This is a genomic window from Glycomyces paridis (assembly GCF_004912155.1).
Lineage (GTDB): Bacteria > Actinomycetota > Actinomycetes > Mycobacteriales > Micromonosporaceae > Glycomyces > Glycomyces paridis.
In genome coordinates, this window is record NZ_STGX01000001.1 from 196,864 (window position 1) to 221,546 (window position 24,683).

The 24,683-nt window shown below is 70.6% G+C and carries 23 protein-coding genes; 17 read left to right on the forward strand and 6 right to left on the reverse strand.

What is annotated here, in order from left to right; all coding sequences use genetic code 11:
- Positions 1–2 precede the first annotated feature (2 nt).
- From E9998_RS00790 to E9998_RS00800, 3 genes are all read right to left on the reverse strand, one after another.
- Positions 3–1,145 (reverse strand): L,D-transpeptidase, encoded by a 1,143-nt coding sequence (locus tag E9998_RS00790; RefSeq protein ID WP_240037460.1) that lies wholly within the window; start codon positions 1,143–1,145, stop codon positions 3–5.
- 84 nt (positions 1,146–1,229) lie between these two features.
- A complete protein-coding gene (locus E9998_RS00795; protein WP_136527800.1) occupies positions 1,230–2,216 on the reverse strand; it encodes a GNAT family N-acetyltransferase in 987 nt (328 codons plus the stop codon).
- A 72-nt stretch (positions 2,217–2,288) separates the two neighbouring features.
- The gene (locus tag E9998_RS00800; RefSeq protein ID WP_158299658.1) at positions 2,289–3,410 is read right to left on the reverse strand and encodes a GNAT family N-acetyltransferase; all 1,122 of its coding nucleotides are present in this window, start codon (positions 3,408–3,410) and stop codon (positions 2,289–2,291) included.
- Between the two features lie 112 nt (positions 3,411–3,522).
- Here E9998_RS00800 and secA point away from each other — a divergent pair, with 112 nt between their 5' ends.
- From secA to E9998_RS00820, 4 genes are read left to right on the forward strand one after another with little or no spacing between them, the layout of a single operon-like run.
- The gene (secA, locus tag E9998_RS00805) at positions 3,523–6,429 is read left to right on the forward strand and encodes a preprotein translocase subunit SecA (protein WP_136527802.1); all 2,907 of its coding nucleotides are present in this window, start codon (positions 3,523–3,525) and stop codon (positions 6,427–6,429) included.
- Between the two features lie 5 nt (positions 6,430–6,434).
- Positions 6,435–6,932, forward strand: coding sequence for a DUF6912 family protein (locus E9998_RS00810; RefSeq protein ID WP_136527803.1), 498 nt, complete (start codon positions 6,435–6,437; stop codon positions 6,930–6,932).
- Between the two features lie 29 nt (positions 6,933–6,961).
- Positions 6,962–7,210, forward strand: a complete 249-nt coding sequence (locus E9998_RS00815) for a ribbon-helix-helix protein, CopG family (protein ID WP_136527804.1) — start codon at positions 6,962–6,964, stop codon at positions 7,208–7,210.
- Positions 7,207–7,641 (forward strand): type II toxin-antitoxin system VapC family toxin, encoded by a 435-nt coding sequence (locus E9998_RS00820; RefSeq protein WP_136527805.1) that lies wholly within the window; start codon positions 7,207–7,209, stop codon positions 7,639–7,641. The genes E9998_RS00815 and E9998_RS00820 overlap by 4 nt, the downstream gene beginning before the upstream one ends.
- Positions 7,642–7,660: 19 nt before the next feature.
- On the opposite strand, the gene E9998_RS00825 is transcribed toward E9998_RS00820, so the two are convergent.
- Positions 7,661–8,605 carry a hypothetical protein gene (locus E9998_RS00825; protein WP_136527806.1) on the reverse strand — a complete coding sequence of 315 codons (945 nt, stop codon included), beginning with the start codon at positions 8,603–8,605 and terminating at the stop codon, positions 7,661–7,663.
- A 194-nt stretch (positions 8,606–8,799) separates the two neighbouring features.
- Here E9998_RS00825 and pruA point away from each other — a divergent pair, with 194 nt between their 5' ends.
- The 7 genes from pruA (at position 8,800) to E9998_RS00860 (ending at position 17,621) form a co-directional block, all read left to right on the forward strand.
- Positions 8,800–10,425 (forward strand): L-glutamate gamma-semialdehyde dehydrogenase, encoded by a 1,626-nt coding sequence (gene pruA / locus E9998_RS00830; RefSeq protein ID WP_136527807.1) that lies wholly within the window; start codon positions 8,800–8,802, stop codon positions 10,423–10,425.
- Positions 10,426–10,478: 53 nt separating this feature from the next.
- Positions 10,479–10,775, forward strand: coding sequence for a DUF397 domain-containing protein (locus tag E9998_RS00835; protein ID WP_136527808.1), 297 nt, complete (start codon positions 10,479–10,481; stop codon positions 10,773–10,775).
- A gap of 357 nt (positions 10,776–11,132) precedes the next feature.
- Positions 11,133–12,680: a S8 family peptidase gene (locus E9998_RS00840; protein WP_136527809.1), complete on the forward strand. Its 1,548-nt coding sequence runs from the start codon at positions 11,133–11,135 to the stop codon at positions 12,678–12,680.
- A gap of 4 nt (positions 12,681–12,684) precedes the next feature.
- Positions 12,685–13,299 carry an RNA polymerase sigma factor gene (locus E9998_RS00845; protein WP_136527810.1) on the forward strand — a complete coding sequence of 205 codons (615 nt, stop codon included), beginning with the start codon at positions 12,685–12,687 and terminating at the stop codon, positions 13,297–13,299.
- The gene (locus tag E9998_RS00850) at positions 13,289–13,819 is read left to right on the forward strand and encodes a carboxypeptidase regulatory-like domain-containing protein (protein ID WP_136527811.1); all 531 of its coding nucleotides are present in this window, start codon (positions 13,289–13,291) and stop codon (positions 13,817–13,819) included. The genes E9998_RS00845 and E9998_RS00850 overlap by 11 nt, the downstream gene beginning before the upstream one ends.
- 10 nt (positions 13,820–13,829) lie before the next feature.
- Positions 13,830–16,343: a CHAT domain-containing protein gene (locus E9998_RS00855; RefSeq protein WP_136527812.1), complete on the forward strand. Its 2,514-nt coding sequence runs from the start codon at positions 13,830–13,832 to the stop codon at positions 16,341–16,343.
- Positions 16,344–16,400: 57 nt separating this feature from the next.
- Positions 16,401–17,621: an MFS transporter gene (locus tag E9998_RS00860; RefSeq protein WP_136527813.1), complete on the forward strand. Its 1,221-nt coding sequence runs from the start codon at positions 16,401–16,403 to the stop codon at positions 17,619–17,621.
- Positions 17,622–17,623: 2 nt separating this feature from the next.
- On the opposite strand, the gene E9998_RS00865 is transcribed toward E9998_RS00860, so the two are convergent.
- A complete protein-coding gene (locus tag E9998_RS00865) occupies positions 17,624–17,995 on the reverse strand; it encodes a MerR family transcriptional regulator (protein WP_136527814.1) in 372 nt (123 codons plus the stop codon).
- Between the two features lie 56 nt (positions 17,996–18,051).
- On the opposite strand from E9998_RS00865, the gene E9998_RS00870 reads away from it, so the two are divergent.
- Positions 18,052–19,167: an alkene reductase gene (locus tag E9998_RS00870; protein ID WP_136527815.1), complete on the forward strand. Its 1,116-nt coding sequence runs from the start codon at positions 18,052–18,054 to the stop codon at positions 19,165–19,167.
- Positions 19,168–19,176: 9 nt separating this feature from the next.
- Positions 19,177–19,605 (forward strand): protein-tyrosine phosphatase family protein, encoded by a 429-nt coding sequence (locus tag E9998_RS00875; protein WP_136527816.1) that lies wholly within the window; start codon positions 19,177–19,179, stop codon positions 19,603–19,605.
- Here the strand turns inward: E9998_RS00875 and E9998_RS00880 are convergent.
- Positions 19,602–20,729, reverse strand: a complete 1,128-nt coding sequence (locus E9998_RS00880; RefSeq protein WP_204745177.1) for a Fic family protein — start codon at positions 20,727–20,729, stop codon at positions 19,602–19,604. The genes E9998_RS00875 and E9998_RS00880 overlap by 4 nt on opposite strands.
- 309 nt (positions 20,730–21,038) lie before the next feature.
- Here E9998_RS00880 and E9998_RS00885 point away from each other — a divergent pair, with 309 nt between their 5' ends.
- The 4 genes from E9998_RS00885 to E9998_RS00900 are packed head-to-tail and all read left to right on the forward strand — an operon-like array spanning position 21,039 to position 24,659.
- A complete protein-coding gene (locus E9998_RS00885) occupies positions 21,039–21,764 on the forward strand; it encodes a DUF4129 domain-containing protein (protein ID WP_136527817.1) in 726 nt (241 codons plus the stop codon).
- Complete coding sequence (locus E9998_RS00890) at positions 21,761–22,273, forward strand: hypothetical protein (RefSeq protein ID WP_136527818.1); 513 nt, start codon at positions 21,761–21,763, stop codon at positions 22,271–22,273. The genes E9998_RS00885 and E9998_RS00890 overlap by 4 nt, the downstream gene beginning before the upstream one ends.
- The gene (locus E9998_RS00895) at positions 22,270–23,271 is read left to right on the forward strand and encodes an AAA family ATPase (protein WP_136527819.1); all 1,002 of its coding nucleotides are present in this window, start codon (positions 22,270–22,272) and stop codon (positions 23,269–23,271) included. The genes E9998_RS00890 and E9998_RS00895 overlap by 4 nt, the downstream gene beginning before the upstream one ends.
- Positions 23,268–24,659, forward strand: a complete 1,392-nt coding sequence (locus tag E9998_RS00900; protein WP_136527820.1) for a DUF58 domain-containing protein — start codon at positions 23,268–23,270, stop codon at positions 24,657–24,659. The genes E9998_RS00895 and E9998_RS00900 overlap by 4 nt, the downstream gene beginning before the upstream one ends.
- Positions 24,660–24,683 lie beyond the last annotated feature (24 nt).

Sequence of the window (24,683 nt, forward strand, 5' to 3'; positions counted from 1 at the left end):
AGTTAGAGGGCCGAGCCCTCCTGCCATTCGTCCCAGGACATGATCCAGAAGCCCCAGCCGTTGTTCCAGGGCATCTCGCGCGGGGAGCCGACGATGTCGACCGGGTCGCCGCGCTGGGCGAGGTGGTAGAACCACTCGGCGTCGGCGTTGCTGGCGTTGACGCAGCCGTGCGAGAGGTTCGCCGAGCCCAGGGAGCCGTTCCACGGCGCGCCGTGGACGAACTCGCCGGTGATGTTGATGCGGGTGGCCCACTGGACGTCGGTCGAGTAGTAGCCCTCGTCGCCCGGCTCCCGGCCGGGGGACACCATCGTCTTGTCGGCGAACTTCTCCATCACCAGGTGCACGCCGGTGGCGGTGTAGTACTCCCACTCGGCGCCGGAGCCGCCGCTGATCGCCATCTCCTTGACGACCTCGCCGTCGACCTCGACGGTCATGGTGTGCGCGTCGAGGTCCACGAAGGAGATCTGCGACTCGCCGATGACCAGCTCGGCCACGTAGTCCTCGCCGCCCCAGGTGTCCTCGCCGAGGAACTCGCCCTCGAAGTCGGCGGTGAAGGTCACCGTCTGGTGCGGCTCCCAGTACTCCTTGGTCCGGTAGATGACCTGGGTGTCGCTGATCCAGCGCCAGGCGCCCTCGTGGCCCTTCTCGGACTCGACGACGAGGTGGCGCTCGACCTCGGCCCGGTCGGGGGCGGCCTCGCTGAAGTTGACGATGATCGGCGCGCCGACGCCGACCTCCTCGCCCTCGACCACGGGCGTGACGTCGAGGACCTCGAAGCCCGAGCTCTCGCGGGCCTCGGTGGTGAACTGCTGCTCGAATTCGGTGACGGTGCCGTCCGAGCTGACGGCCTTGGCCACGACGGTGTGCGTGGACCCGGCGTTCATGATCCCCTCGGAGGTCCAGCTCGTCAGGTCCTCGGAGAACGCGCCCTCGATGGTCTCGGAGCGGTCCGAGGTGACGTTGACCTCTTCGAGGATGCCGTCCACGACGGACAGGGAGAACGGCTCGGTCGGGTCCTGCTCTTCTGCGGCGTCCATGGAGACGACCGGAACGATCGGTGCGGGCGTGAACGTCCCGGTCTGGGGAGCGGCGCAGGCCCCCGCCGCCAGCAGCAGGGACAGCACCGCCAAGGCGCGCACGGGCATGAGCTTCAAAGGGGGTTCCTCCACATAGCGAAGTGACGAGATCACTATATCTTCGACGCGTGGAACCGCCCTGGTGGTTGCACGTCAGTCGCTACTGAGCGCGGCCCACAGCAGCGTGTCCCTCCGGCGCCCGCTGACGGTGGGCAGTCCGCCCCTTTCGACCCCTTCGAGGCGGAAACCGGCCCGGCGCAGCACCGCCTGCGAGGCGGTGTTGTGGAGGTCGGTGCCCGCCCAGACCCGGTCGATGCCGACCTCGCGGAAGGCCCACCCGGTGACCAAGCGCACCGCGCGGGTCGCGTAGCCGTTGCCGCGGGCCCCGGCCCGCAGGTCGTAGCCGACCATGCCGGTGCCGACGACGCGCGCCACGTCGTAGAGCCCGATCGTGCCCTGGTACCCGGTGCCGTCGTCGATGACCATGAGGGCGCTGCGTCCGCGCAGCCAGTCCACGGCCGCGCGCCACTCGCACACCTCCCGGGCCTCGGCGGCGCTCGGCGGCAGCGGCAGGGCCGCCCCGGCGTACACGTCCGGGCTCGACCGGTGGCGCAGGTGCGCCTCGTAGTCGCCGGGGGTCAGGGGCCGCAGCGCGATCGTGCCGTCGCCGAGGGTCCCGCCGGGCAGGTCGGGCAGGACGCGCGGCGTGGGCCCGGGGCCGTCGGCCGGGAGCAGGCCGAGGACGAGCGCTTCGGTGCCGTCCCAGGCCGCGCCGCGCGAGACGCCGCTGTCGGGCCGGAAGCCCGCGCGCAGGGCGGCGCGGATCGCCGCCTGGTCGCGCACCGGCGGACGCACCTCGACCCGCCGCGCGCCCGCGGCGAACAGGCCCGGCGCGGCGGCCTTGAGCATCCGGGCGCCGAGCCGGTCGCCGCGCCGCTCGGGCTCGACCCAGAACCGGACGCTGACCACGCCGTCGTCCGCGCCGAAGGCCAGGGCGCCCCAGACCGCCTCGTCGGCCGGGCCGGTGGCGACCGCGTGGGGCTCGAAGGGGGCGCTGTCGGCGCCGCGGTCGATCTTGACGTGGTCGGGGGCCGGACGCAGCGCGAACGCCGTCGTCTCGACGGGTTCGAAGAAATGCACGCACTCAGAAAAGCAGGCCGGGGAGGGCGCGTCAACCGTTTGCGAGGTTCGAATGGGCGGCGCCGGAGCGGGTCAGCCCAGGTCGGCGGGGAAGAGGCTGCCGATCCAGGAGTCGACCCGGCCGTCCGCGCCGTGGCGCAGACCCCGGCCGACCCCCTCGACGGTGAACCCGGCCTTCTCGGCGACGCGGCGCGAGGCCTCGTTGCCGACGACGGCGCGCCAGGCGATCCGCTCCAGGGCCAGCTCCTCGAAGCCGAGGCGGCACAGGCGCCGCACCGCGGCCGTGGTCCAGCCGCGCCCGCGCGCCCACGGGGCGCAGAAGTAGCCGAGCTCGGCCTCGCCGGGGGCCTTGAGGACGAGTTCGACTGAGCCGCAGTAGCGGTCGTCGGCGTCGGCGAGCGCGTAGAGGACGGTCTCAGCGCGGTCGCGGCGGCCGCGGCTGAAATCGAGCCAGGCGTCCGCGTCGTCCCTCGTGTACGGGTTCGGCAGGCCGCCGACCCAACGCTGCGTCTCGGGGTCGGCGCAGGTCGCTGCGAGGTCGCCGAGGTCGGAGCGCTGGAGGGGCCGCAGCCGCAGCCCGGCGGCGCCGGTGTCGAGCACCGGTTGGGGCGCCGTGAAGAACGCCGCCTGCCGCTTGGCGACCGCGTAGTGCCACGGCGGGTTCTCGGGACCGCGGACCTCGCCGGGGAGAATGCCGCCGACCCAGCAGTCGCGGGAGGTCCCGCGCTGGTTGACGCCGCTGCGGGCGATCCCCTCGACGGTGAAGCCGGTGCGCAGCGCCGCGAGTCGCGAGGCGTGGTTGCCGACGATGGCGTCCCAGGCGATCCGCTTGGCGCCCAGGCGTTCGAAGCCGAAGGCGACGGCGGCGCGGATGGCGCGCTGCGCGACGCCGCGCCCGCGGGCCCACGGCGCGGTGACGTACGTGATCGTCAGTTCCGAGGGGAAGGACTTCGTCAGCGCCATCGAGCCGACGAGGGCGCCGTCCTCCTCGACCGCCCACCGCGGGTTGCCGCCCTGCCAGTGCCGCACCTGCATCGACACGAACCGGTCGCGGGCGGGCCCGCCCCAGGGCAGGGGCATGACCAGGTAGCGCTCGATGAGGGGATCGGCGTAGATCCGGGCGAGGTCGGCGAGGTGCCGCTGCTCCCAGGCGACGAGCCGCAGGCCGTCGGCGTCGAGGGTGACGGGTTCCATAGGCACCGATTGTGCCGCACCGGCTGGCATGGGGGCCAGCCGCTGCCTACGCGTAGTATTGGGCGGGAAATCCACCCGATCTGGTCAAGACCTTGCTGGGAGCTGATCCTCCGTGTCGTTGTTCGAGAAGGTACTGCGGGCAGGCGAGGGCCGCGCGCTCAAGCGACTCCATGTCATCGCGTCCGCGATCGACTCCCTGGAGGACGAGTACGAGGCGCTGACCGACGCGGAGCTGCGCGCGCTCACCGACGAGTACAAGGAGCGACTCAAAGACGGCGAGACGACCGACGACCTGCTCCCCGAGGCCTTCGCCACGGTCCGCGAGGCCGCCAAGCGCGTCCGCGGGATGCGGCACTACCACGTGCAGCTCATGGGCGGCGCCGCCCTGCACCAGGGCAACATCGCCGAGATGAAGACCGGCGAGGGCAAGACGCTCGTCTCGACGCTCCCGGTGTACCTCAACGGGCTCACCGGCAACGGCGTGCACCAGGTCACCGTCAACGACTACCTGGTGCGACGCGACGCGGAGTGGATGGGCGAGATCCACCGCTTCCTCGGCCTCACCGTCGGCGTCGTGCTCCCCGGCGAGGGCTCGGAGAAGCACCGCGAGGCCTACCAGGCCGACATCACGTACTCCACGAACAACGAGCTCGCGTTCGACTACCTGCGCGACAACATGACCAGCGCCGCGGCGAACCTGGTCCAGCGCGGCCACAACTTCGCGCTCGTCGACGAGGTCGACTCGATCCTGGTCGACGAGGCCCGCACCCCGATCATCATCTCCGGACCGGCCGACCACACCCCCCGCTGGTACAAGGAGTTCGCGCAGATCGTCGGCTCGATGAAGCGCGACGAGCACTACGAGGTCGACGAGGGCAAGCGCACCATCGCGATCACCGAGGTCGGCGTGGCCCGCGTCGAGGACCGCCTGGGCATCGAGAACCTCTACGACTCGGCGAACACGCCGCTCGTGGGCTACCTCAACAACGCGATCAAGGCCGCGGAGCTGTTCGAGCGCAACCGCGAGTACATCGTCTCGGAGTCCAACGAGGTCCTCATCGTCGACGAGTTCACCGGCCGCGTCCTGCCCGGCCGGCGCTTCAACGAGGGCATCCACCAGGCCATCGAGGCCAAGGAGAAGGTGGACATCAAGCAGGAGAACCAGACCTTCGCGACCACCACGCTCCAGAACTACTTCCGCATGTACGACAAGATCGCGGGCATCACCGGTACGGCCCAGACCGAGGCCTCGGAGTTCAACAACGTCTACGGCATGGGCGTCATCCCGATCCCCACGAACAAGCCGATGATCCGCAAGGACCAGTCCGACGTCATCTACAAGACCGAGGAGGCGAAGTTCCAGGCGGTCGTCGACGACATCGCCGAGCGCCACGAGACCGGCCAGCCGGTCCTCGTCGGCACCGTCTCGGTCGAGAAGTCGGAGATGCTCGGCCGCTTCCTCAAGAAGCGCGGCATCCCCCACCACGTGCTCAACGCGAAGAACCACGCGAAGGAAGCCGACATCATCGCCCAGGCGGGCCAGCGGGGCGCGGTCACCGTCGCCACGAACATGGCCGGGCGAGGCACCGACATCATGCTCGGCGGCAACCCCGAGTACCTCGCGGCCTCCGACCTGCGCGCGCGCGGCGTCGACGAGGCCGACGAGGAGACCTACTCGACCGCGTGGCAGGAGGCCCTCGAGAAGTTCGAGGAGACCGCCAAGGCCGAGGCCGAGGACGTCAAGGACGCGGGCGGGCTCTACGTGCTCGGCACCGAGCGCCACGAGTCGCGCCGCATCGACAACCAGCTGCGCGGCCGCGCCGGGCGCCAGGGCGACCCGGGCGAGTCGCGGTTCTACCTCTCGCTCTCCGACGACCTGATGAAGCGGTTCAACGCCGACGCCGTGCGCGCCATGATGAACCGCCTGCGCGTGCCCGACGACGTCCCGATCGTCTCCAAGCTCGTGAGCCGCCAGATCGAGTCGGCCCAGTCGCAGATCGAGGGCCACAACGGCGAGATCCGCAAGAACGTCCTCAAGTACGACGAGGTCATGAACCGCCAGCGCACCGTCATCTACGACGAGCGGCGCAAGGTGCTCAACGGCGAGGACGTCTCCGAACAGATCGGCCACTTCGTGGACGACGTGCTGGAGGCCTACGTCGCGGGAGCCACGTCCGACGGCTACGCCGAGGACTGGGACCTCGACGAGCTGTGGGGCGCCTTCAAGCAGCTCTACCCGATCCAGTTGACCCACAAGGAGCTCGTCAAGAAGGTCAAGGGCCTCGACAAGCTCGACGCCGAGAACCTCCTCGAAGCGGTCAAGGCCGACGCGCACGCCTACTACGAGTCGCGCGAGGAGACCTTCGGCGAGGAGGTCTTCCGCAAGCTCGAACGCCAGGTGCTGCTTCAGACCATCGACCGCAAGTGGCGCGAGCACCTCTACGAGGTGGACTACCTCAAGCAGGGCATCAGCCTGCGCGCGTACGCGCAGCGCGACCCGGTCATCGAGTACCAGCGCGAGGCCTTCGACATGTTCCAGACCATGCTCGACGGCATCAAGGAGGACTCGGTCCGGTTCCTCATGAACGCCGAGCTCAAGACCAAGACCGCCGAGGACGGCGGCTCGGCCGAGCCCGTGGCCGAGATCCGGGGCCTGGAGCCGCTGCGCAAGCCCGAGCGGCTCCTCCAGTCCGCGCCGTCGGCCGACGCGCCCGGCGGGGTCGAGCAGCAGGCCACGACCGAGGACGGCACGGTGTTCAAGCGCCCGCCCAAGCCGGTCCCGGGCCAGAAGCGGGCAGTCACACGCACTCCCGGCGCCGGTTCGAAGGGCGCCGCGAAGGTCGCCCCGAAGTCGGCCCGGTCCGCGGGCCCGCGCAAGGCCTCGACGGCGCCGCCGGCGAAGCAGGCGAACCCCGGGCAGGCCCACTCCGAGAAGGTGGGGCCGAACGAGCAGTGCCCGTGCGGTTCGGGCAAGAAGTACAAGCGCTGCCACGGCGCGCCCGGCGGTGCCGCACAATAGCCTCCATGACGCGCATCTACATGCCGGCGGACGTCGCGATGCTGGCCCGCCTCGCCGAGACCGGCGAGGTGAGGCCGGTCGCGGCCGTCCACACGGTGACCTCCTGGCTCCGGGGCGAGGCCCCGGGCGCCGACGTGGAGGACCTGGAGTACACGGCCTTCGCCGACGCGGCGACCGCCTCGGTGGCGCTGCTCGCCGGGTCTGAGGGTGCACTGTTGAAGGGTGCGCTGTCGAAGGGTGCGCGCCGGGTGGTGATCTCGGCCGACGTGCCCGACAAGCTCGTGGCCGAGCGGCCCGGCGGGACCGGGGCCGACTTCGAGGGGAGCGTCAAGCTCAAGCGGGTCGCGGCGGTCCACGTGGACGACGCGGACGCGGCCGCCGAGATCGCGGCGGCGCTGGCCTCGGGCGAGGTCGACCTGGAGCTCATCGAGGCGAACGTCCTCGACTGGTACGCCCCGGCCGAGATCCCCGACCTGCTCGCGGCGCTGTCCGCGCCGACCTAGGAAGCGCCATAGCGGGTACCATATGTTGTATGAGCGAGCAGCAGCGGAAGACGACCACCTACCTGCGCGAGACCGATATCTGGCGACTTGATGCCCTGGCTCGGAAACAAGGGCTGACTCGAGCTGAACTGCTACGGCGCATCGTGTCCGAATACGTCGAGGACCACCGCCCGGAGAAGGAGCCGTTGCCGGTGTTCGACCTCGGTGAGCCGATGTCGGTGGCGGAACAGGAGCGGGCCCTCACCGAGGCTTTGGAACGCAAGGCGGGCCGTCGGTGATCGTCATCGCCGACACGTCGGCGCTGCTGTCGGCGTTCGGCAGGGCCGAGCCCCTGCATGATGCGGCGGTCGCGGTGCTCAACGCGGAGACGTTCGTGCTGTCGCCGATGGTGCTGACCGAACTGCACCATCTCGCCTATAAGCGGAGCGGCTTCGAGACCGCCCGCGCCATCATGGGGGCGCTTCTCGGCAGGCTCGCAGACGGTGATGATGTCCTGGGCGCGATCACGCTTGACCGGCTGCGATCGGCGCACGAGGTCCAGGGCAAGTACGCGTCGCTCGAGCTGGACCTGGCCGACTGCATCGGCGTGGTCCTCGCCGACGAGTACCAGACCGACCGGATCTTCACCTTGGACCAGCGGGACTTTCGAGCGGTCAGGCCGCTGACGCCGAAGTTCGACGCGTTCAAGATCCTTCCGGCGGACTGCTGAGGCTCCGGCCGGTACCGGATCACCCGTGCTCGGCGGCCTTCGCGGCCGCGCGCTGCGCGGCGACGGCGGTCTGCTTGGGGGCCTTGGGGATGAGCAGACCGTAGGCGAGGACGGCGCAGAACGCGCCGGCGAACATGGCGGTCATCGAGCCGTTGTACTGCCACTGGAAGCTCACGCCGAGGAAGGCCTCGTCGAGCGGGGAGACCTGGTCGAGGCCGACGGCGAGGAGCACTTCGACGCCGATCTGGGCCACGATGGTGGCGACGAGCCAGATCCCGCCGGGCATGGCCCCGGCGAGCAGGTGGCCGAGGAGTTTCGTGCCGGACCGCTTGCGGCGCAGGTAGACGAATGCGCACAGGCCGCAGGCGAGGCCGGCGACGAACGGGATGGTGCGGCCGAGGGCGCCGTACTCGTCGAGCGGGTCGGAGAACAGGCTCACCGAGGAGGCGGCCTCGAACAGGCCGCGCGCGAACATGAGGAGCAGGAGCAGCAGCGTCGCGCTGAGCCCGGCGACCACGGGGACGGCGTGGCGCGGCAGCGAGAACAGGCCGCCGACGATCGCGGAGCCGAACAGGACCGCGGCGAGGACGAGCGCGATCGAGGGGTCGACGCCGAAGCTGAGGTAGGCGACGACCGCGGCGGCGAGCGCGACGACGGTGAAGCCGAGTGTGGCGGTGGCCGCCCGCGGCCAGTGCCGGATCAGTCGGGGGGCCGCGACGCCCGCGACGGCGCCCGCGAAGGCGGCCGTGATGATGGGGCTGAAGAGGCTGTTCGCCAGGAGCATGACGCCGGTGTCGTCGAGGCCGTCGGCCATGCCGGTGAGGCGGTGCAGCGAGTAGACGACGCCGCCGAGGGAGAGGGCCGCGCAGGCCCCGAGCACCCACAGGGCGATGCGGCCGGGCCGCGGTGCGGGCGCGGCGGTCGGCTCGGCGGTCTCGGCCTGCGTTTCCTGCGTCTTGGTCACGGGCCCAGAGTACGTACACCCGTGAGGGCCGCTGCGTCACACCGGACGCTTGCGGCGACGCGCGCGCCAGTTCTCGTCGCAGCAGGTCGCAGGCCCGGAACTGTGCGAGGATGGCGGCAAGGCGACGCATCTTGTAGCCTCGTTATCAAAGACATGAAATCGCAGTAGCCATCGAATCAATGGGGAGGGGTGCGATGGACGCCTTGTTTACAGTCCCGACGCCGCAGAACGAACCGATCAACTCGTACGCGCCGGGCAGCCCGGAGCGCGAGAGCCTCCAGAAGAAGCTCGTCGAGCTCGCCGGCACGCAGCTCGAACTGGACCTCAACCTCTCGGGCGAGTGGCGGCGCAGCGCGGGCGCGGAGATCAAGGTCGTCCAGCCGCACAACCGCGCCCACGTCCTCGGCGTCACCCGCGAGGCCACCGAGGCCGAATGGGCCGGGGCCGTGGCCGCCGCCAAGGCCGCCCGCCACGACTGGGTCCGCACCGACTTCGCCGACCGCGCCGCGATCTTCCTGCGCGCGGCCGACCTCATCGCCGGGCCCTACCGCGACGCGCTCAACGGCGCGACCATGCTCGGCCAGTCCAAGACCGTCGCCCAGGCCGAGATCGACTCGGCGTGCGAGCTCATCGACTTCCTGCGCTTCAACGTCGGCTTCGCCGAGGGCCTCTACCGGCAGCAGCCGATCTCCTCCAAGGGCATCTGGAACCGCACCGACCACCGCCCGCTCGACGGCTTCGTCCTGGCGATCACCCCCTTCAACTTCACCGCGATCGCCGGGAACCTCCCGACCGCCCCGGCGCTCATGGGCAACACCGTCGTGTGGAAGCCCTCGCCGACCCAGCAGTTCGCGGCGCATTTCGTCATGAAGGTGCTCCTGGAGGCGGGCCTGCCGCCGGGCGTCATCAACATGGTCACCGGCGTCGGTCACGCCAGCGAGGTCGCCCTGCTCGACCCCGACCTCGCCGGCATCCACTTCACCGGCTCCACCAAGACCTTCCAGCACCTGTGGAACACCGTGGGGCGCAACATCGCCGGGTACCGCACCTACCCGCGCCTGGTCGGCGAGACCGGCGGCAAGGACTTCATCGTCGCCCACCCCAGCGCCGACCTGCACAGCCTCGCCGTCGCGATGGTGCGCGGCGCGTACGAGTACCAGGGCCAGAAGTGCTCGGCGCTCTCGCGGACCTACGTGCCCGCGTCCCTGTGGCGCGGCGGCCTCAAGGACGCCGTGGTCGGCATGACCGAGGACATCACCTACGGCGACGTCACCGACTTCGCCAACTTCGGCGGCGCCGTCATCGACGAGCGCGCCTACGCCAAGCACACCGCGCTCTTCGAGCGCCTGCGCGGCGACGCGAAGGCCACCGTCGTCACCGGCGCCACCGCCGACGACTCGCAGGGCTTCTTCGTGCAGCCCACCCTCGTCGAGGCCACCGACCCGACGCACGAGCTGTTCACCGAGGAGTACTTCGGGCCGATCAACGGCGTCTACGTCTTCGACGACGCCGACTTCGACGCCGTGGTCCGCCAGGCCGCCGACGTCGCCCCGTACGCGCTCACCGGCGCCGTCTTCGCCACCGACCGGGCCGCGATCGCCCGCGCCGGCGAGGAGCTGCGGTTCGCCGCCGGCAACTACTACATCAACGACAAGCCCACCGGCGCCGTCGTCGGCCAGCAGCCCTTCGGCGGCTCCCGAGGCTCGGGCACCAACGACAAGGCCGGCTCCTGGCAGAACCTCGTGCGCTGGATCAGCCCGCGCTCGATCAAGGAGACCTTCGTCCCGCCCACCGACTACCGCTACCCCCACCAGGGCTAGCGCACGCGAGAGGGGCCCGGATCGCTCGATCCGGGCCCTTTTATGCTTGGGCCATGACGAAGCGTGAGCACCCGCTCAAGGGCGAATTCGACACTGCCACGGCCCGTTGGGAACGCACCACCCACGAGGACGGCGCTCCCGCCGCGCTCGAGATCGGCTACGCCGACAACGGGATGGTCGCCCTGCGCATGGCCGAGGACCCCGAGGGGGACATCCTCATCTACACCCCGTCCGAGTGGGAAGCCTTCGTCGAAGGCGTCCGCGACGGCGAGTTCGACATCGAGACCTGGGACGACGAACCCATTGTCGAGATCATCGACGACGAGGACGGCACGCCCGCCGGACGCTAGCCGCACCCGCCCGAATCAGCGCGACCGCGCCGACCGCCCAGCGGACGGCGCGGTCGCGGTGCGTCCGCACCCCTACCGCCCCCGGGTGAACGCACTGCCGACCCCGGTGCGAACGTGCCAATCTGGAATTCACCCCCGACGCCTTGTATCCCGCCGGACGCCGAGGACTCTTGCCTGGTGAATGCCGTGATATCCGCCCAGCCCGTGGCGATCGCGGCATTCCGGGCCCGAGTGCCTCCCGACCGCGGCGCCGGCGTGTACCCCACGACCGGCGGAGGATGAGGAGAATCGTTCGAGAAGGATCCCCCTCCTCGGTTGACAACCGAATAGACCCCTAGAGAAGCAGAGGAGCTCCCCATGCGATTGGTGTTCGCCGATCACGAACCCCATCTCAAGCCCAATCCCCGGCGCGACCACATGAGCGGCGTGCCGGAGCTCGCCTACTCCACACTCGACCGCCACGGCGGCCGCGTCCTCGCCCCGGGCCAGGTCGTGCGGACCGCGGGCCAGTCCTCCCCGGTGGGGACGATCTACCGCTACGACCGCCTGCTGGTGGACGAGTCGGTCATCCAGAACGCCGAAGCCCGCCGGAAGCTCGAGGGCGCCATCAGCCCGACCGGAATGTCGCTGGAGAGCCAGGCCGCCAGCGTGATCGTCGCCGGGCAGGGTTCGTACCGCGTGCCCGTCACCAGCGCCGCAGGCGACCACGCCGCGGTCGACGCCTGGGCGCTCATCCAGCGCCTGCGCACGGGCTCCGGTGAGTCGAGCCTTCCCGGTGAACTGCTGGACAAGGTTCGGCTGGAACACCTGATGATCTGCTCGAAGAGCGGACCGGGCGTCGGCAACGGCGAACCCCCTGTCGGTGGTTCGCACTCGTTCTCCCTGGGCCGCATTCCCGTCGACATGGTCAATCCGATGCCGAGCCGACACTCGGCCGAACGCCGTATGCGTGTGGCGGTCCTCGACACCGGCGTGCCGCCGAAGCATCCGGCCTTCGACGTGTCCGACCGTTCCGAGGGCGATGACACGTTCGTGATCGTCGACCACGCCTTTCAGACGAAGCTCGGCGAGCATTCCGACTCCCCGGCGATCCCGCTCGACGACCCGTGGGAGGGTCCGGTCCACGAACCGACCCTCGTCGGCGAGGTCGCAAGCCACTTCGGCCACGGCACCTTCATGACCGGCCTGCTCCGGCAGATGTCGCCGGACGTCCAGGTGTACTCGCTGCGAGTCGTCCACAACGACGGACTCGCCTACGAGCACGAGGTCATCGCCGCGCTGCACCACGTGGCCGACCAGGTCGAGGCGTCGAGGAACGGCGAAGCCGAGGCGGTCAACGTCGATGTCGTGGTCCTCGCCATGGGCTACGTCGACGAGAGCCCGGACGACGAACCGGGCGGATGGATCGGCGACGCGGTCAAGCGCCTTGCGGCGCTCGGCATCCCAGTGGTCGCGGCGGCGGGGAACCAGTCGTCCGACCGGCCCTTCTATCCGGCGGCCTTCTCGGCGCACCACCTGCCGGAGGTGGCCGCCCCCATCCTGAGCGTCGGAGCGCTGAACCCGAACCGGCACATCGCGATGTTCTCCAACGAAGGCCCGTGGGTCACCTGCTACGCCACCGGGGCCGGGCTGGTGAGCACGTATCCCAGGGAGGCGAAGGGCTCCCGGATGCCCGATCGCCGCGCGAGGTCGTCCTACCTCAACCGGCACAGGGAGAGCCACGACCCCGACGACTTCTCGTCCGGGTACGCGGTCTGGAGCGGCACTTCTTTCGCCGCTCCGATCGCCGCCGCGTTCCTGGTGAACGCGATGGCCGATGCGGAGCCGGGCGGCGCACTGGACTCCGCGGCGGCCTCCGCGCGTGCGCACGAGGCCTTGAAGCGGCTGAAGAAGCAGCTAGCCTGAGGTCATGAACATGACCTCAGCTCATTCGGTGGCTGCCGTGGACTACGACCGGCGCGCGCAGTTGTACCTCGCCGCGCGCGCCGGCGACGGGTCCGCGCAACGGGCGCTCGTCCAGGACCTCAACGAGGTCCTCTGGCGAGCGGCTCGCCGCACGGGCCTGGACAGGGAGAGCGCGGCCGACGCGGTGCAGACCGCGTGGCTGCGGCTCTGGCACACCGAACGAGAGCTGGACCAGCCTCGCGCCCTGACCAAATGGCTCCTGACGACCGTCAGCCGCGAGGCCTGGAGGCAGATGGGGCGTGCGCGGCGCGAGGTCGTGGCGGACCCGATCGACATCGAGGAGCCCGTCCTCGACGGCATCGAGGACGGAGTGATCCGCGATGGCGACCGGGAGGCCGTTCGCCGTGCATTTCTCGCCCAGAACGATCGATGCAAGCGACTGCTGGCCATTGTGGCCGCGGTTTCCCGGCCGGATTACGAATACATCGCCGAGTCATTGGGAATGAAGAGGGGGAGCATCGGACCCACACGGGGACGGTGCTTGGACAAAATGAGGACAGCGCTCTTGGACGATCCGTCCTGGAGCGCGGGTGAGGGGCAGGGTGAACATGCGACCTGAGTTCGAAGATCAGGGCGGCTACGAACAGCTGGACTCCTGCGACGAGCGGATCCTGGCGGTCATCAACGAATTGCACCACCGCGACGACCCGCTGCCGGACGATCTCAACGAAAGGGTGCTGTTCGCGCTCGAATTGGAGGCGGCCCTCGACGCGAGGGTGGCGCGGATATCCCGCGAGAACGAGCTCGTACCGATGCGCGGCGAAACCGAGATGACGGTGGGACAGGGTGATCCGGCCTCGATCACCTTCGACTGCGAAACGGTCACCGTCATGGTCACGCCAAGGCCGTCAGCCGTTCACGAGTTGCGCCTGGACGGTTGGATCGGTCCAGAAGGGATATACGAGGTCGAGCTCAGAAGCGGCGACGGGTCGAAGCTCGCTTCGACGGACGAGTCGGGTCGATTCGTCGTCGAAGGCCTTCCCGGCGGGCAGATGTTCCAACTCGTCATCAGGCCCGAGGAGTCGCTACAGCGGAATGGGCTCCCGGCGGTCGTCGTGACTCCGGCGGTTCGGCTGTAGCATATGAAGAATGCTCCAACGCGCTTGGCGACTCTTCTCACGCGGGTACCGCCTCCAGGCGCGGTGGCGCATCGCCGAAGCCGCCGAGGTTTTCGACCAGGCGCTTCGACTGCTCGACTGGAGCCCTGACGCACCGCCCCGACGCGGCACCGCCACGGCGCGACTCACCGCTCGAATCCTCATTTCGCGCGCGCTGACCCTGACGTACTCCGGCGAGGCCCCAGCGGGAATGGTGCTCCTCGACCGGGTAGACCGATTCGTGGACGAACAGGACCGAGGCCTGCTCACGCATCAACGGGCCATAATCCTTCAGCAGAACGGCAGGCTGCTGGAGGCGCTCGACTGCTTCGACCAGGCTGAACCGCTGCTCGCGGCCAACGGGCCCGACTGGTCGTATGCGGGCTTGTTCCTCAACCGGGCCAATACCCTTCGAGACCTGGGTGCACTCGGCAAGGGGCTGGAGAACGCCCGCAGGGCACGCGAGCTGTTCGCGCAGCTCGGACGCCGCCTCAACCAGGTGAAGGCGCAGCACGTCGAGGCGCTCCTACTGCTCGACCTCGGCGATGTGACGAAGGCGCTCGCGGCCTTCGAAGAGGTCCGGGCCGAATATCGCGAGCACGCTCCTGAACTCGAAGTCTTCGTCAACAGCGCCAACGCCGACGCGATGGCCTATGTCGGCATGTACCGACAGGCGATCGCGCACTGGGCAGAGGTCATCGCCGCGACCCGTCTCTCGGGAGACCTCCGGCAGGCGGCACTCGGCGAGTTCTGGCGCGCGGCGACCGCGTTCGAGGACAAGCGGATCGAGCAGGCCGCCGAATGGGCCGAACAGGCCATGGACTCGCTGTACCGGCAGGGCAACGAACCCATGGCCTTTCTCGCGCGCCTGCTCATCCTCCAGGGCGAGTTCGACACGGAGACCGAGGGCTCCGACTTCGCCGGCAAGGTCTCCCGGTTGTGCGACGCGCTGGAGCAGCGAGGCTGGTACCTCCGGCTCAACCAGGCCCGGATTCTCGCGTCCCGGGCCCGGATCCGCGTCGGCGACCTCGACGGCGTCGAAGCCGATCTCGGCGTCGAGCAGAACGGCCCCGGTTACGAAGTGCTCGCGGACGGGCTCGCTCGCCACCTCGCAAAGGCGGAGTTGGCCTCGGCGCAAGGCCGCGACCCGATGTCGGAGCTGCGCGCCGGCCTCGACCTGCTGGACGAGTACCGGGTCACCTTCGGGTCGGTCGAGTTCCAGGCGGGCGTGTCCGCGCTCGGCGTGCAGCTCTCGGCCCAGGGCGTGATCCGGGCGGTCGACAACGGCGATCCCGCCGAGATGCTGTGGTGGGCGGAGCGATCGCGGGCCCAGTCGCTGCGCATCCCGCCGGTGAAGTCCTCGTCCGACCCTGACGCGCGCGAGGCTCTAGGACGGCTTCGCCAAGCGCGCCAGGAACTCTGGGACCTACAGCTCGAAGGCGAGTCCGTGACCGACGCGCTCGACCGGGTGCGCCGCCTCGAAGCGGAGATCCGCGATCACGACCGCGCCACCCCCGGCCCCGGTGCGCAGGCCGAACGGATCTCCCCTGAGGCGATCCATGAACTGGCGTCCGCGCACGACACCGCGGTCGTGAACCTCTTCAGCGTGGGCGGGAAACTGCGGGCGGTGCTCGCGGGCGGCGACGGCCTGCGGCATACCGAGCTGCTGCCGTTCACCGAGGCCATCGAACTCGAACGGCGCCTCGGCGCGGACCTCGATGCGCTCGGGCGCACCTACAAGCTCCCGTCGAGGCTGCGGCTCAGCGTCGAGAGCTCGTTCCGCCGCAACGCCACCGCGCTCGCGGACGGCGCCTGGGGCGCCATCGCCGACTACGTCGGCGACCGGCAACTGGTGATCGTGCCGCACAGCCGCTTGGCCTGGGTGCCGTGGCCGATGCTGCCGCCGCTGCGAGGGCGGCCGCTCACCGTCTCACCTTCCGCCGAAGCGTGGTGGCGCGCCATGCAGCGGCCGCACGCGACGGGTCCGGCGATCATCGCGGCAGGGCCCGGACTCGTCCGGGCCGATGCCGAGATCGAAGCGGTCGCCGACTTCTACTCCGGCGCACAGCTCGTGCTGGCCGAGAAGTCCGATCCCGAGGCCGTGCTCCGCGCCCTCGACGGCGCCTCGGTGGCCCATCTCGCCGCGCACGGACACCATGAGCCCGACAACGTCCTGTTCTCCCGCTTGGACTTCGGGCTCGGGCCGCTGAACGCCTACGAGCTCCTCGGGCTCGACCAGCCGCCGAGCCACGTCGTCCTGTCCTCATGCGACCTCGGACGCTCCACCGTCGAGGTCGGCAACGAGACCCTCGGCTTCACCGCGGCGCTGCTCCACGCCGGCACCTCGACCGTGGTGTCGAGCCTGGCGAAAGTGCCCGACGACATGGCCGCCGAGATGATGGTCGAGTACCACCAGCGCTGCGTCGCCGGGGCCACGCCCGCCGAAGCCCTTGCCGCCGTAGGCGAGCACCGGCCGTGGCACCCGTTCGTCGCGTTCGGGGCCTAAGCTCGGGTACTCACCCCGAGAAAGGCCCGCCCATGAACGCCACCCCCGGCTGATCCCGTGTTCCGCAACGCCGACCACCGCCTCCTGTTCACCTCCGTCGCCGCGAGCCAGGTCGGGCTCCAGGTCGCCTACTTCTCGCTCTCGATCATCGCCGTCGTCGTCCTCGAACTGAGCGAGGCGCAGATCGGGCTCCTGTACGCCATGGACCAGATCGCCCTGGTCCTCTTCGGCCTGCTGGTCGGCGTCTGGGTGGACCGGTTGCGGGACAAGCCGATCATCGTCGTCAGCGAGACCCTCAGGGCCGCGGTGATGCTCACCGTGCCGATCGCGTGGGCGTTCGACGCGCTCACCGTCTGGCACGTGTTCGCCGCGATGTTCCTGCTCGGCCTGACCTCCGTGTTCTTCGACGTCGCGCAGGTCAGCTTCGTGCCCAGGCTGATCGACAACAAGAGCCTCACCAAGGGGAACTCGCGCATCCAGGGGATCAGGTCGGCCTCCGACACCGCCGGGCCGCTCGGGGCCGGGCCGCTGGTCGCGGTGCTGACGGCACCGGTGGCTATCGTCGCCTCGGTGGCGTCGTTCGCGGTGTCGGCCTTCGCGGTCGCGCGCATCCGCTACCGCGAGGAGGAGCCGGTGCGGCCCGAGAAGCCGCACCTGGGCGCCGAGATCGCGGCGGGGTTCAAGTTCATCTTCGGCGACGCGATCCTGCGGAACGTGGCCCTCGCGAGCGCCTGGTGCAACCTCTCGGTGGGGGCGTTCCAGGCGATGCTCATGGTCTTCCTCATCCGGGAGGCCGGGCAGTCGAGCCAGGTGGCCGGGTTCGTCCTGGCCGGTTCGGGCGTCGGCGGGATCCTCGGAGCGATGCTCGTCGGGCGGGTCTCGGCGAGGTTCGGGGTCGGGCCGGTCGCGATCGGGGCGCTCATGGTCTCGGGCCCGGGGATGGCGGTCGTGGCCGCGTCGGGCCCCGGCCTGGGCGCGGTGACGGCGTTCGCCGGACAGGTGCTGTTCGTCGCGGCGGTCGTGGTGTTCAACGTGAACGTCGTGAGCTACCGCCAGGCGGTGACCGAGGACGACATGCAGGGCCGCGTCGGCGCGACGCAGCGCGTGGTGTGCTGGGCGGCGCTGGCGGCCGGGTCGATCCTCGGCGGGCTCGCGGGGGAGTGGCTGGGGGCGCGGGCGGTGCTGGTGATCGCCGCGGTGATGCTCACCGCCGGATGCCTGCCGCTGCTGCGGACGCCGCTGCGGCGGTTGAAGGCCATCCCGGTGGAGGCCGCCTGACCTCAGGCCCGGTCGCCGGGGAGGCGAGCGGTGTCGATGACCTCGTCGAGGATCGCGCGGGTGCGGACCAGGTCGGCGATGGAGCGGTCGATGCGGTCGCGTTCGGCCTTGAGGTCGCGGGCGAGGGACTCGGTGGCGTGCTCGTTGGGGCCGCCGTCGAGGTCGTGCATGCACGGGAGGATGCCGTCGATGGTGCGGCTGTTGAGGCCCGCGGCGTAGAGGACCTGGATGCGCACGACCCGGTCGACGGCGCGTTCGGGATACTCGCGGTGGCCGCCGGGGGTGCGCTCGGCGGCGAGGAGGCCCTGCTCCTCGTAGTAGCGCAGGGAGCGCTCGCTGACGCCGGTGCGCCGGGCGAGTTCGCCGATCCTCATGAGCCGCCTCACAATCCATTGAACCTGACATCGGTGTCAGGTTCTACGGTAGCGCCATGACGAACACGACGGCCACGAGCCTCTTCGAACCCGCCCGCATCGGTGCCCTCGACCTTGCCAACCGCCTGGTCATGGCCCCCATGAGCCGCAACCGGGCACGGCCCGGGGGCGTGCCGACCCCGATCATGGCCGAGTACTACGCGCAGCGCGCCACCGCCGGGCTCATCGTGGCGGAGGCGAGCAGTCCCAGCCGCGTCGGCTACACCTACCCCGACATCCCCGGGATCTTCGACGACGCCCAGGTGGCCGGCTGGCGCCGCGTCACCGGCGCGGTCGCCGCCGCCGGGGGCCGGATGTTCCTCCAGATCGAGCACGGCGGGCGCATCGGCCACCCCGACAACAACGGCGGCCTGGTGCCGGTGGCGCCCTCCCCGATCGCGCTGCCCGGCGGCATCCACACCCCGACCGGGCACCGGGACGCGCCCGTGCCGCGCGAACTGACCATCGCGGACCTGCACGCCACCAGGGACGACTTCACCGCCGCGGCCCGCAACGCGATCCGCGCCGGCGCCGACGGCGTCGAGGTCCACGCCGCCAACGGCTACCTCCTCAACCAGTTCCTCGCCACGAGCACCAACCGCCGCATCGACGCCTACGGCGGCTCGGTCGCGGGCCGCGTCAGGTTCGTCGCCGAAGTGGCCGAGGCGGTGGCCGCCGCCGTCGGACCCGAGCGGACCGGCCTGCGGATCTCGCCGACCAACGCCATCAACGGCATCCACATGGACGACCCCGAGCGGCTCTTCCCGGCCCTGCTCGACGCGCTCGCCCCGATCGGCCTCGCCTACCTCCACATCGCCTACGCCGAGACCGCCTCGCCGCTCTTCGCGGACCTGCGCCGCCTCTGGCCGAGCGCCCTCATCGCGAACCCGAGCGCGGGCGACGGCCGCCCCTTCCACCCCGACGGCGGCCTGGCCGCCGCCGAACGGGCCCTGACCGCCGGCGCCGACCTCGTCGCCCTCGGGCGCCCGTTCATCGCCAACCCCGACCTGGCCGAGCGCCTGCGCACCGGCGCCCCGATCAACCCGATCCGCGAGGACGCGCCCCTGTACGGCGGCGTCGACGCACGCGGCTACACCGACTACCCGACCCTCGGAAAGGTTGCGGCGCAGTAGGGTCGAACCATGACCGACACCTGGGACCCGGCCGCGCCGGGCGTGATGCGCCTCCCCTCCGGGCGCCTCGTGCGCGGCCGCCCCCTCGCCCGCCCGCTCCCCGAGGGCCCCGCCCCCCAGTTCGCGCTCTACCTCCTCGGGAAGGAGCCCCCTGCGGTGCCTTGGGAGTCGGAGTGGATCCGCTGGCCGGACTTCCGCCTGCCGTCGGACAAGGGCGCGTTCCCCGCCGCCCTCGCCCGCGCCCTCGACCGCACCACCGCCGAACGCGTCGAATTCGCCTGCCACGGCGGCAACGGCCGCACCGGCACCGCCCTCGCCTGCCTGGCGATCCTCGACGGCCTCCCCGCCCCCGAAGCCCTCGCCTACGTCCGCACCAACTACGCTCGCACCGCGGTCGAAACCCCCGGCCAAAAGCGCTTCATCAAACGCTTCGGCTAGCGGCGACCGGTTCGATTCGTTCGGTCGCCCGTCTGCAAGAGCACTTCCATGACCGCCGACGCCTGGTATTGGTGACGGTATCTGCCGGTGAGCTTTTCCAGTACGCCCAGACTGACCAGCTGGGCCACAGCGTTGGCGACGCCCTGCGGGGTGGCTTTGTTGAGGCGTTTCGCCAGTGACGGAACGGTGAACCTCGGATACCCGATGAGGCTGCCGGTGATATCGCGGGTCAGGCCGCTCCGGGGGAACGCCTCCTGGACCAGATCCAGGTATTCGCGCTGAAGACCGAGCAGATCCTCCACTCGGAGCCGTGTGTCATCGGCCGCGGCCTCCAACCCGGAACTGAAGAGCCGGATCCAGGAGTCCCAGTCGCCTTTCGCCGAGACGTTGTAGAGACCTTCCTGGTATTCGTCGCGATGCGCTTCGAACCACGGCGAGACGCTCAGCAGTGGAAGCCGCAGAGCGCCATCGGTGATGAGCTGGAGAACGATCAGCATGCGTCCGATACGGCCGTTGCCGTCGGAGAAGGGGTGCAGCGTCTCGAACTGATAGTGGGCCATCGCCGCAGAGACCACCGGGTCGCGGTCGGCCCCGTCTCGGATCCAGTCGAGCAAGTCCTGGACGGCCGCACGCAACTCGATGCCCGGGGGCATGGGGATGAAGCGAGCCGATTCGATCGAAGAGCCGCCGTTGCCGATGGCGACCTGAACCGTCCTCAGACGACCTGGATCCCTCCGTTCGGACGCAGTGCCTATCACCAACGTCCGCTGTGATTCCTCCAGCAGGCTGAGCGTGATCGCATGCCCGTCGCTTATCAGCTCGAACGCGTGCTCAGCTGCGTAGACGTAGTTGAGCACTTCGACCAGGGCGGTCCCCATCGGGCCTGATTCATCCTCGCCGTCATCCTCAGCGAGTACCCGTTCCAACGGGGCGAACGTGCCTTCGAGGGCCGAGGTGCTCTGCGCCTCGCGGCGGAGGGTGGGCCTGCGCAGCAGTGCTGGGTTGGGGATCTGCAACGATGACTGGTCGAGGCGCCCGAGCGCCAGGTTCGCCCGGCCCACCGCCTGCCATGTGGTCTGGTGAAGATCCGCGGTGGCGGTCAGAGGTTCGGGGACGAACGCCATGTGTTGAATATCCTGCCGGTTCGTCCGTCCGTTCCCTATATTGGCGTCAAGTGTCCGGTCGGGCTTTGCGCGAATTCTTCGAGGTCCACATCTCAAATTCTAGGCGCGAGAGTTGAGATGTTGCGGAGCATCTCAACTCGGCTTGGCGTGTTCGCCAACATCTCAATTTTCGATGCCGAGATTTGAGATCTTCACGCTCGGAGTCCTGCATGCGCACCTGCGCCACGCGGGGTGGTAGGCGGTTTCTGGGCGGTTGGCATATGGTGGTGTCGCGCACCACCCCTCGCACCGCTCGCATTGAGGATCCCCATGACGCTTCCCGAACCGGCTCGGCGCGGGCCATCGAAGAGGTGGCTGCCCGTCATCGTGGTCGCGGCCGCGCTGCTCGTGGTGGGAATCGCCGCGCAGGGCGCGGGCGTCAGCTGGCGCGAGGCCGAACTCCCCGACGCGCCCGGCGAGCAGGAGTCAATGCCGCTGGAGTTCGAGAGCCCGATGGAGGAACTGCCCACGGGCGAACCGCGGGACACCGTCGAGGACGGATTCACCCTGCCGCCCTGGGTCTCCTGGCTCGTCCTCGGCCTGCTCATCGGCGTCCCGGCCTGCTTCGTGCTGCTGTTCCTGGTGCGCCGACTCGTCGACTGGCTCATGTTCGCCCCGCGGGTGAGCGGGGTCGCCGAACCCGAGACGCTGCACCTCCACCGCGACTTCGCGATCGTGGAGGACGCCGTCACCGCCGCGCTCGCCGAGATGGACCTCGGCGCCGACCCGCGCTCGGCCATCATCGCCTGTTGGGTGCACTTCGAGCAGGCCGCCGGCGCCGTCGGGATCGAACGCGAGAGCTCCGACACCCCCGCCGACCTCGTCAGGCGCCTCCTCGAACGCCATCAACTCGACGGCGAGGCGCTCCGGCGCCTCTCCGAGTCCTACCTGCGCGCCCGCTACTCCCCACGCGAAGTCGACGAGAGCGACCGCGACCAGGCCCGCGACGCGCTCCTGGCGCTCCGGTCCCAGCTCGGCGTCCGGGAGGGACGATGAAGGCGTTCCTCGCCCCGTTCGGGGCCCTCAAGCTCTGGCCCGCCATCGGCGCGGTCGCCCTCGCGCTCGGCTTCTGGGGCGTCGCGCGGCTCTCCGGCGTCGACTTCGCCGTCTGGCAGCTCATCGCGCTCGCGCTGGCGGCGCTCGCGGCGAACTCGGTCGTGAACGGGATGCGCGCCGACACCGTCCAGGCCCCCGAGCTGCGGGTGCGCACCGTGAACGACCCGAGTTGGCGGCCGTTCGTGGAGGTCAACCGCTGGGAGGACCGGCTCATCTTCGCCGAGGCCAAGCCCGGGCGCTTCGAGGAGTCCAAGGCCAGGCGCCACCTCGTGGAGATCGCCTCCGAGCGGCTTCGGCTGCGCCGCGGCCTCTCCCTGACCGACCATCCCGACCAGTGCCGGGAGGTCCTCGGCGAGCGCACCTTCGCGTTCCTGACCGGGCCCGCCCCCGACTGCCCCACCCCGCGCCAGCTCGACGAACACCTGCAAGCGATCGAGGAGATCTCATGACCGACGACACCCCGACCATCAGCCTCGACCAGGTCGCGCACCACGCCGGGGCGGTCCTCAAGTCCGTCCAGTCGGTCATCGTCGGCAAGGACGAGCCGCTGCGCCTGGTCCTCGCGGGCATCCTCGCGGGCGGCCACATCCTCCTCGAAGACCTCCCCGGCCTCGGCAAGACCCTCACCGCCCGCTGCTTCGCCCAGAGCCTCGGCCTCGACTTCCGGCGCCTCCAGTTCACCCCCGACCTGCTGCCCGCCGACGTCACCGGCTCCTTCCTCTACAACCAGAAGACCGGCGAGTTCGTCTACCGCAAGGGCCCGGTCCACACCAACCTCCTGCTCGCCGACGAGATCAACCGGACGCCGCCCAAGACCCAGTCCGCGCTCCTGGAAGCCATGCAGGAGCGCCAGGTCTCCGTCGAGGGCGAGACCCACCTCCTCCCCGAGCCGTTCACCGTCCTCGCCACCTCCAACCCCGTCGAGTTCGAGGGCACCTACCAGCTCCCCGAGGCGCAGCTCGACCGCTTCCTCCTGCGCGTCTCCTTCGGCTACCCGACCCCCGACGAGGAGTGGGAGGTCCTCCAGCGCCGCATCGCCCGCCGCGTCGAGCAGGTCGACCTCGCCCCCGTCATCGACGCGCCCACGCTCGTCGCCATGCAGCGGGCGCTGGAGAGCGTCACCGTCGAGGACTCGGTGGGCCGCTACATGGTCGCCATCACCGCCGCGACCCGCGGCCACGCCCAGGTCCAGGTCGGCGCCTCCCCGCGCGGGTCGCTCGCGCTGCTCCTGGCCTCGCGGGCCCTCGCCGTCCTCTCCGGGCGCGACTTCGTGACCCCTGACGACGTCAAGGGCGTCGCCGGCGCCGCCCTCGCCCACCGCATCACCCTCAAGCCCGAGCTGTGGATGCGCCGCATCGACCCGGCCGTCGTCGTCGCCGACATCTGCCGCGGCGTCGAGGCGCCCCAGACCGCCCAGGCCCCCACCTACGCCGTCCGGCCCCAATGACCCTCGCAGGCGACCCCGCGCTGAGCCTGCGCACCGACAACGCCAGGCCCGTCCGCCGCGCCGAGACCGAACCGCCCGTCACCTGGCGCCGCACCATGGCCTTGACGAGGGCCGTCGCCCTCGTCGCCGTGTGCCTCCTCGCGGCCGTCGCCGTCGGACGCGTCGACCTCGTGGTCCTGGCCGCGCCCTTCGCGATCGGCACCGCGCTCCTCCTCCAGCGCCGACCCGTCCGCCCGCCCGAGGCCCGCCTCGTCGCCCTCGACGACGAGACCTGCGCCGAAGGCGCGACCGCCGCCGCGAGCATCGTCGTCGCCAACCCCGAACCGGTCCCGATCACCACGCTCGTCACCGCCACCGCCGACCCCTGGATCGCCCTGCACACCGGCAAGGGCGACTTCGCCGAGGCGCTCGGCCCCGGCGTCGCCCGCGAGATGCGCGTCGCCGGACGCGCCCGCCGCTGGGGCGGCCACCACCTCGGGCCCGTCCACGTCCGGTCCATCGCCTGCGGCGGCCTCCTGGAGACCACCGTGCAGCGCCTGCCGGGCACCACCGTGTGGGTCCTGCCCGTCCCCGACTGGTTCGACTCCGCCGAATCCCTGCCGTTCGCCGACGGCGTCACCGGCGTCCACCGCTCCCGCCGCGGCGGCGACTCCGGCGAACTCGCCGAAGTGCGCCTCTACCAGCCCGGCGACCGGCTCCGGCGCATCGACTGGCGCACCTCCATGCGCACCAGGGACCTCTACGTCAACGCGACGCTGTCCGAACGCGACACCGACGTCACCCTCATCCTCGACCTCCAGGTCGAGGCCGGGGTCTCCGGCGGCGTCGCGCCCGCCGAAGGCGAACCGGCCGTGCCCGGCGAGGGCACCCCCTCCGTCGCCGACCTCACCGTCCGCGCCGCCGGGGCCGTCGCCTCCCACTACGCCCTCCAAGGCGACCGCGTCGCCTGCATCGAGTTCGGCGCCCGCGGCCGTCGGATGCGGGCCGGAGCCGGGCGCCGTCACGCCGCCGCGACCCTCCGCTGGCTCGCCTCCATCGAGATCCCCAACGACCCGCTGCCGCCCTCGCCCGAGATGGTCCGCCGCCAGATCGCCGGCCAGCGCAGCCTCAACGTCGTCTTCACGCCCCTGCTCACCGACCGCGCCCTCCAGCTCATCGCCGGCCTCGCCCGCGCCGGGCGGCCCGTCCTGTGCGTCGACACCCCCCCCCCGCACGTCGCCCCGCCCGCCCGCACCCATTGGACGCCCTACGCCGAGCGCCTGTGGCGCCTCTCGCGAGCCAACACGATCATGGAACTGCGCGACCTCGGCGTCGCCGTCGAACCCTGGCAGGGCTCGGCCTCCCTGGACAACGTCCTCGCCGAACTCAACCGGAGGCGCTACCGATGAGCCCCTGCACGACCTCTGCGAGCC

Excerpts from the sequence above, each read along its gene's own strand:
- E9998_RS00790 (WP_240037460.1), bottom strand. The coding sequence starts at position 1,145 with ATGCCCGTGCGCGCCTTGGCGGTGCTGTCCCTGCTGCTGGCGGCGGGG.
- E9998_RS00800 (WP_158299658.1), bottom strand. The coding sequence starts at position 3,410 with ATGGAACCCGTCACCCTCGACGCCGACGGCCTGCGGCTCGTCGCCTGG.
- E9998_RS00810 (WP_136527803.1), top strand. The coding sequence starts at position 6,435 with ATGACGCGCATCTACATGCCGGCGGACGTCGCGATGCTGGCCCGCCTC.
- E9998_RS00815 (WP_136527804.1), top strand. The coding sequence starts at position 6,962 with ATGAGCGAGCAGCAGCGGAAGACGACCACCTACCTGCGCGAGACCGAT.
- pruA (WP_136527807.1), top strand. The coding sequence starts at position 8,800 with ATGGACGCCTTGTTTACAGTCCCGACGCCGCAGAACGAACCGATCAAC.
- E9998_RS00835 (WP_136527808.1), top strand. The coding sequence starts at position 10,479 with ATGACGAAGCGTGAGCACCCGCTCAAGGGCGAATTCGACACTGCCACG.
- E9998_RS00840 (WP_136527809.1), top strand. The coding sequence starts at position 11,133 with ATGCGATTGGTGTTCGCCGATCACGAACCCCATCTCAAGCCCAATCCC.
- E9998_RS00845 (WP_136527810.1), top strand. The coding sequence starts at position 12,685 with ATGAACATGACCTCAGCTCATTCGGTGGCTGCCGTGGACTACGACCGG.
- E9998_RS00850 (WP_136527811.1), top strand. The coding sequence starts at position 13,289 with ATGCGACCTGAGTTCGAAGATCAGGGCGGCTACGAACAGCTGGACTCC.
- E9998_RS00855 (WP_136527812.1), top strand. The coding sequence starts at position 13,830 with ATGCTCCAACGCGCTTGGCGACTCTTCTCACGCGGGTACCGCCTCCAG.
- E9998_RS00865 (WP_136527814.1), bottom strand. The coding sequence starts at position 17,995 with ATGAGGATCGGCGAACTCGCCCGGCGCACCGGCGTCAGCGAGCGCTCC.
- E9998_RS00870 (WP_136527815.1), top strand. The coding sequence starts at position 18,052 with ATGACGAACACGACGGCCACGAGCCTCTTCGAACCCGCCCGCATCGGT.
- E9998_RS00875 (WP_136527816.1), top strand. The coding sequence starts at position 19,177 with ATGACCGACACCTGGGACCCGGCCGCGCCGGGCGTGATGCGCCTCCCC.
- E9998_RS00880 (WP_204745177.1), bottom strand. The coding sequence starts at position 20,729 with ATGGCGTTCGTCCCCGAACCTCTGACCGCCACCGCGGATCTTCACCAG.
- E9998_RS00885 (WP_136527817.1), top strand. The coding sequence starts at position 21,039 with ATGACGCTTCCCGAACCGGCTCGGCGCGGGCCATCGAAGAGGTGGCTG.
- E9998_RS00890 (WP_136527818.1), top strand. The coding sequence starts at position 21,761 with ATGAAGGCGTTCCTCGCCCCGTTCGGGGCCCTCAAGCTCTGGCCCGCC.
- E9998_RS00895 (WP_136527819.1), top strand. The coding sequence starts at position 22,270 with ATGACCGACGACACCCCGACCATCAGCCTCGACCAGGTCGCGCACCAC.
- E9998_RS00900 (WP_136527820.1), top strand. The coding sequence starts at position 23,268 with ATGACCCTCGCAGGCGACCCCGCGCTGAGCCTGCGCACCGACAACGCC.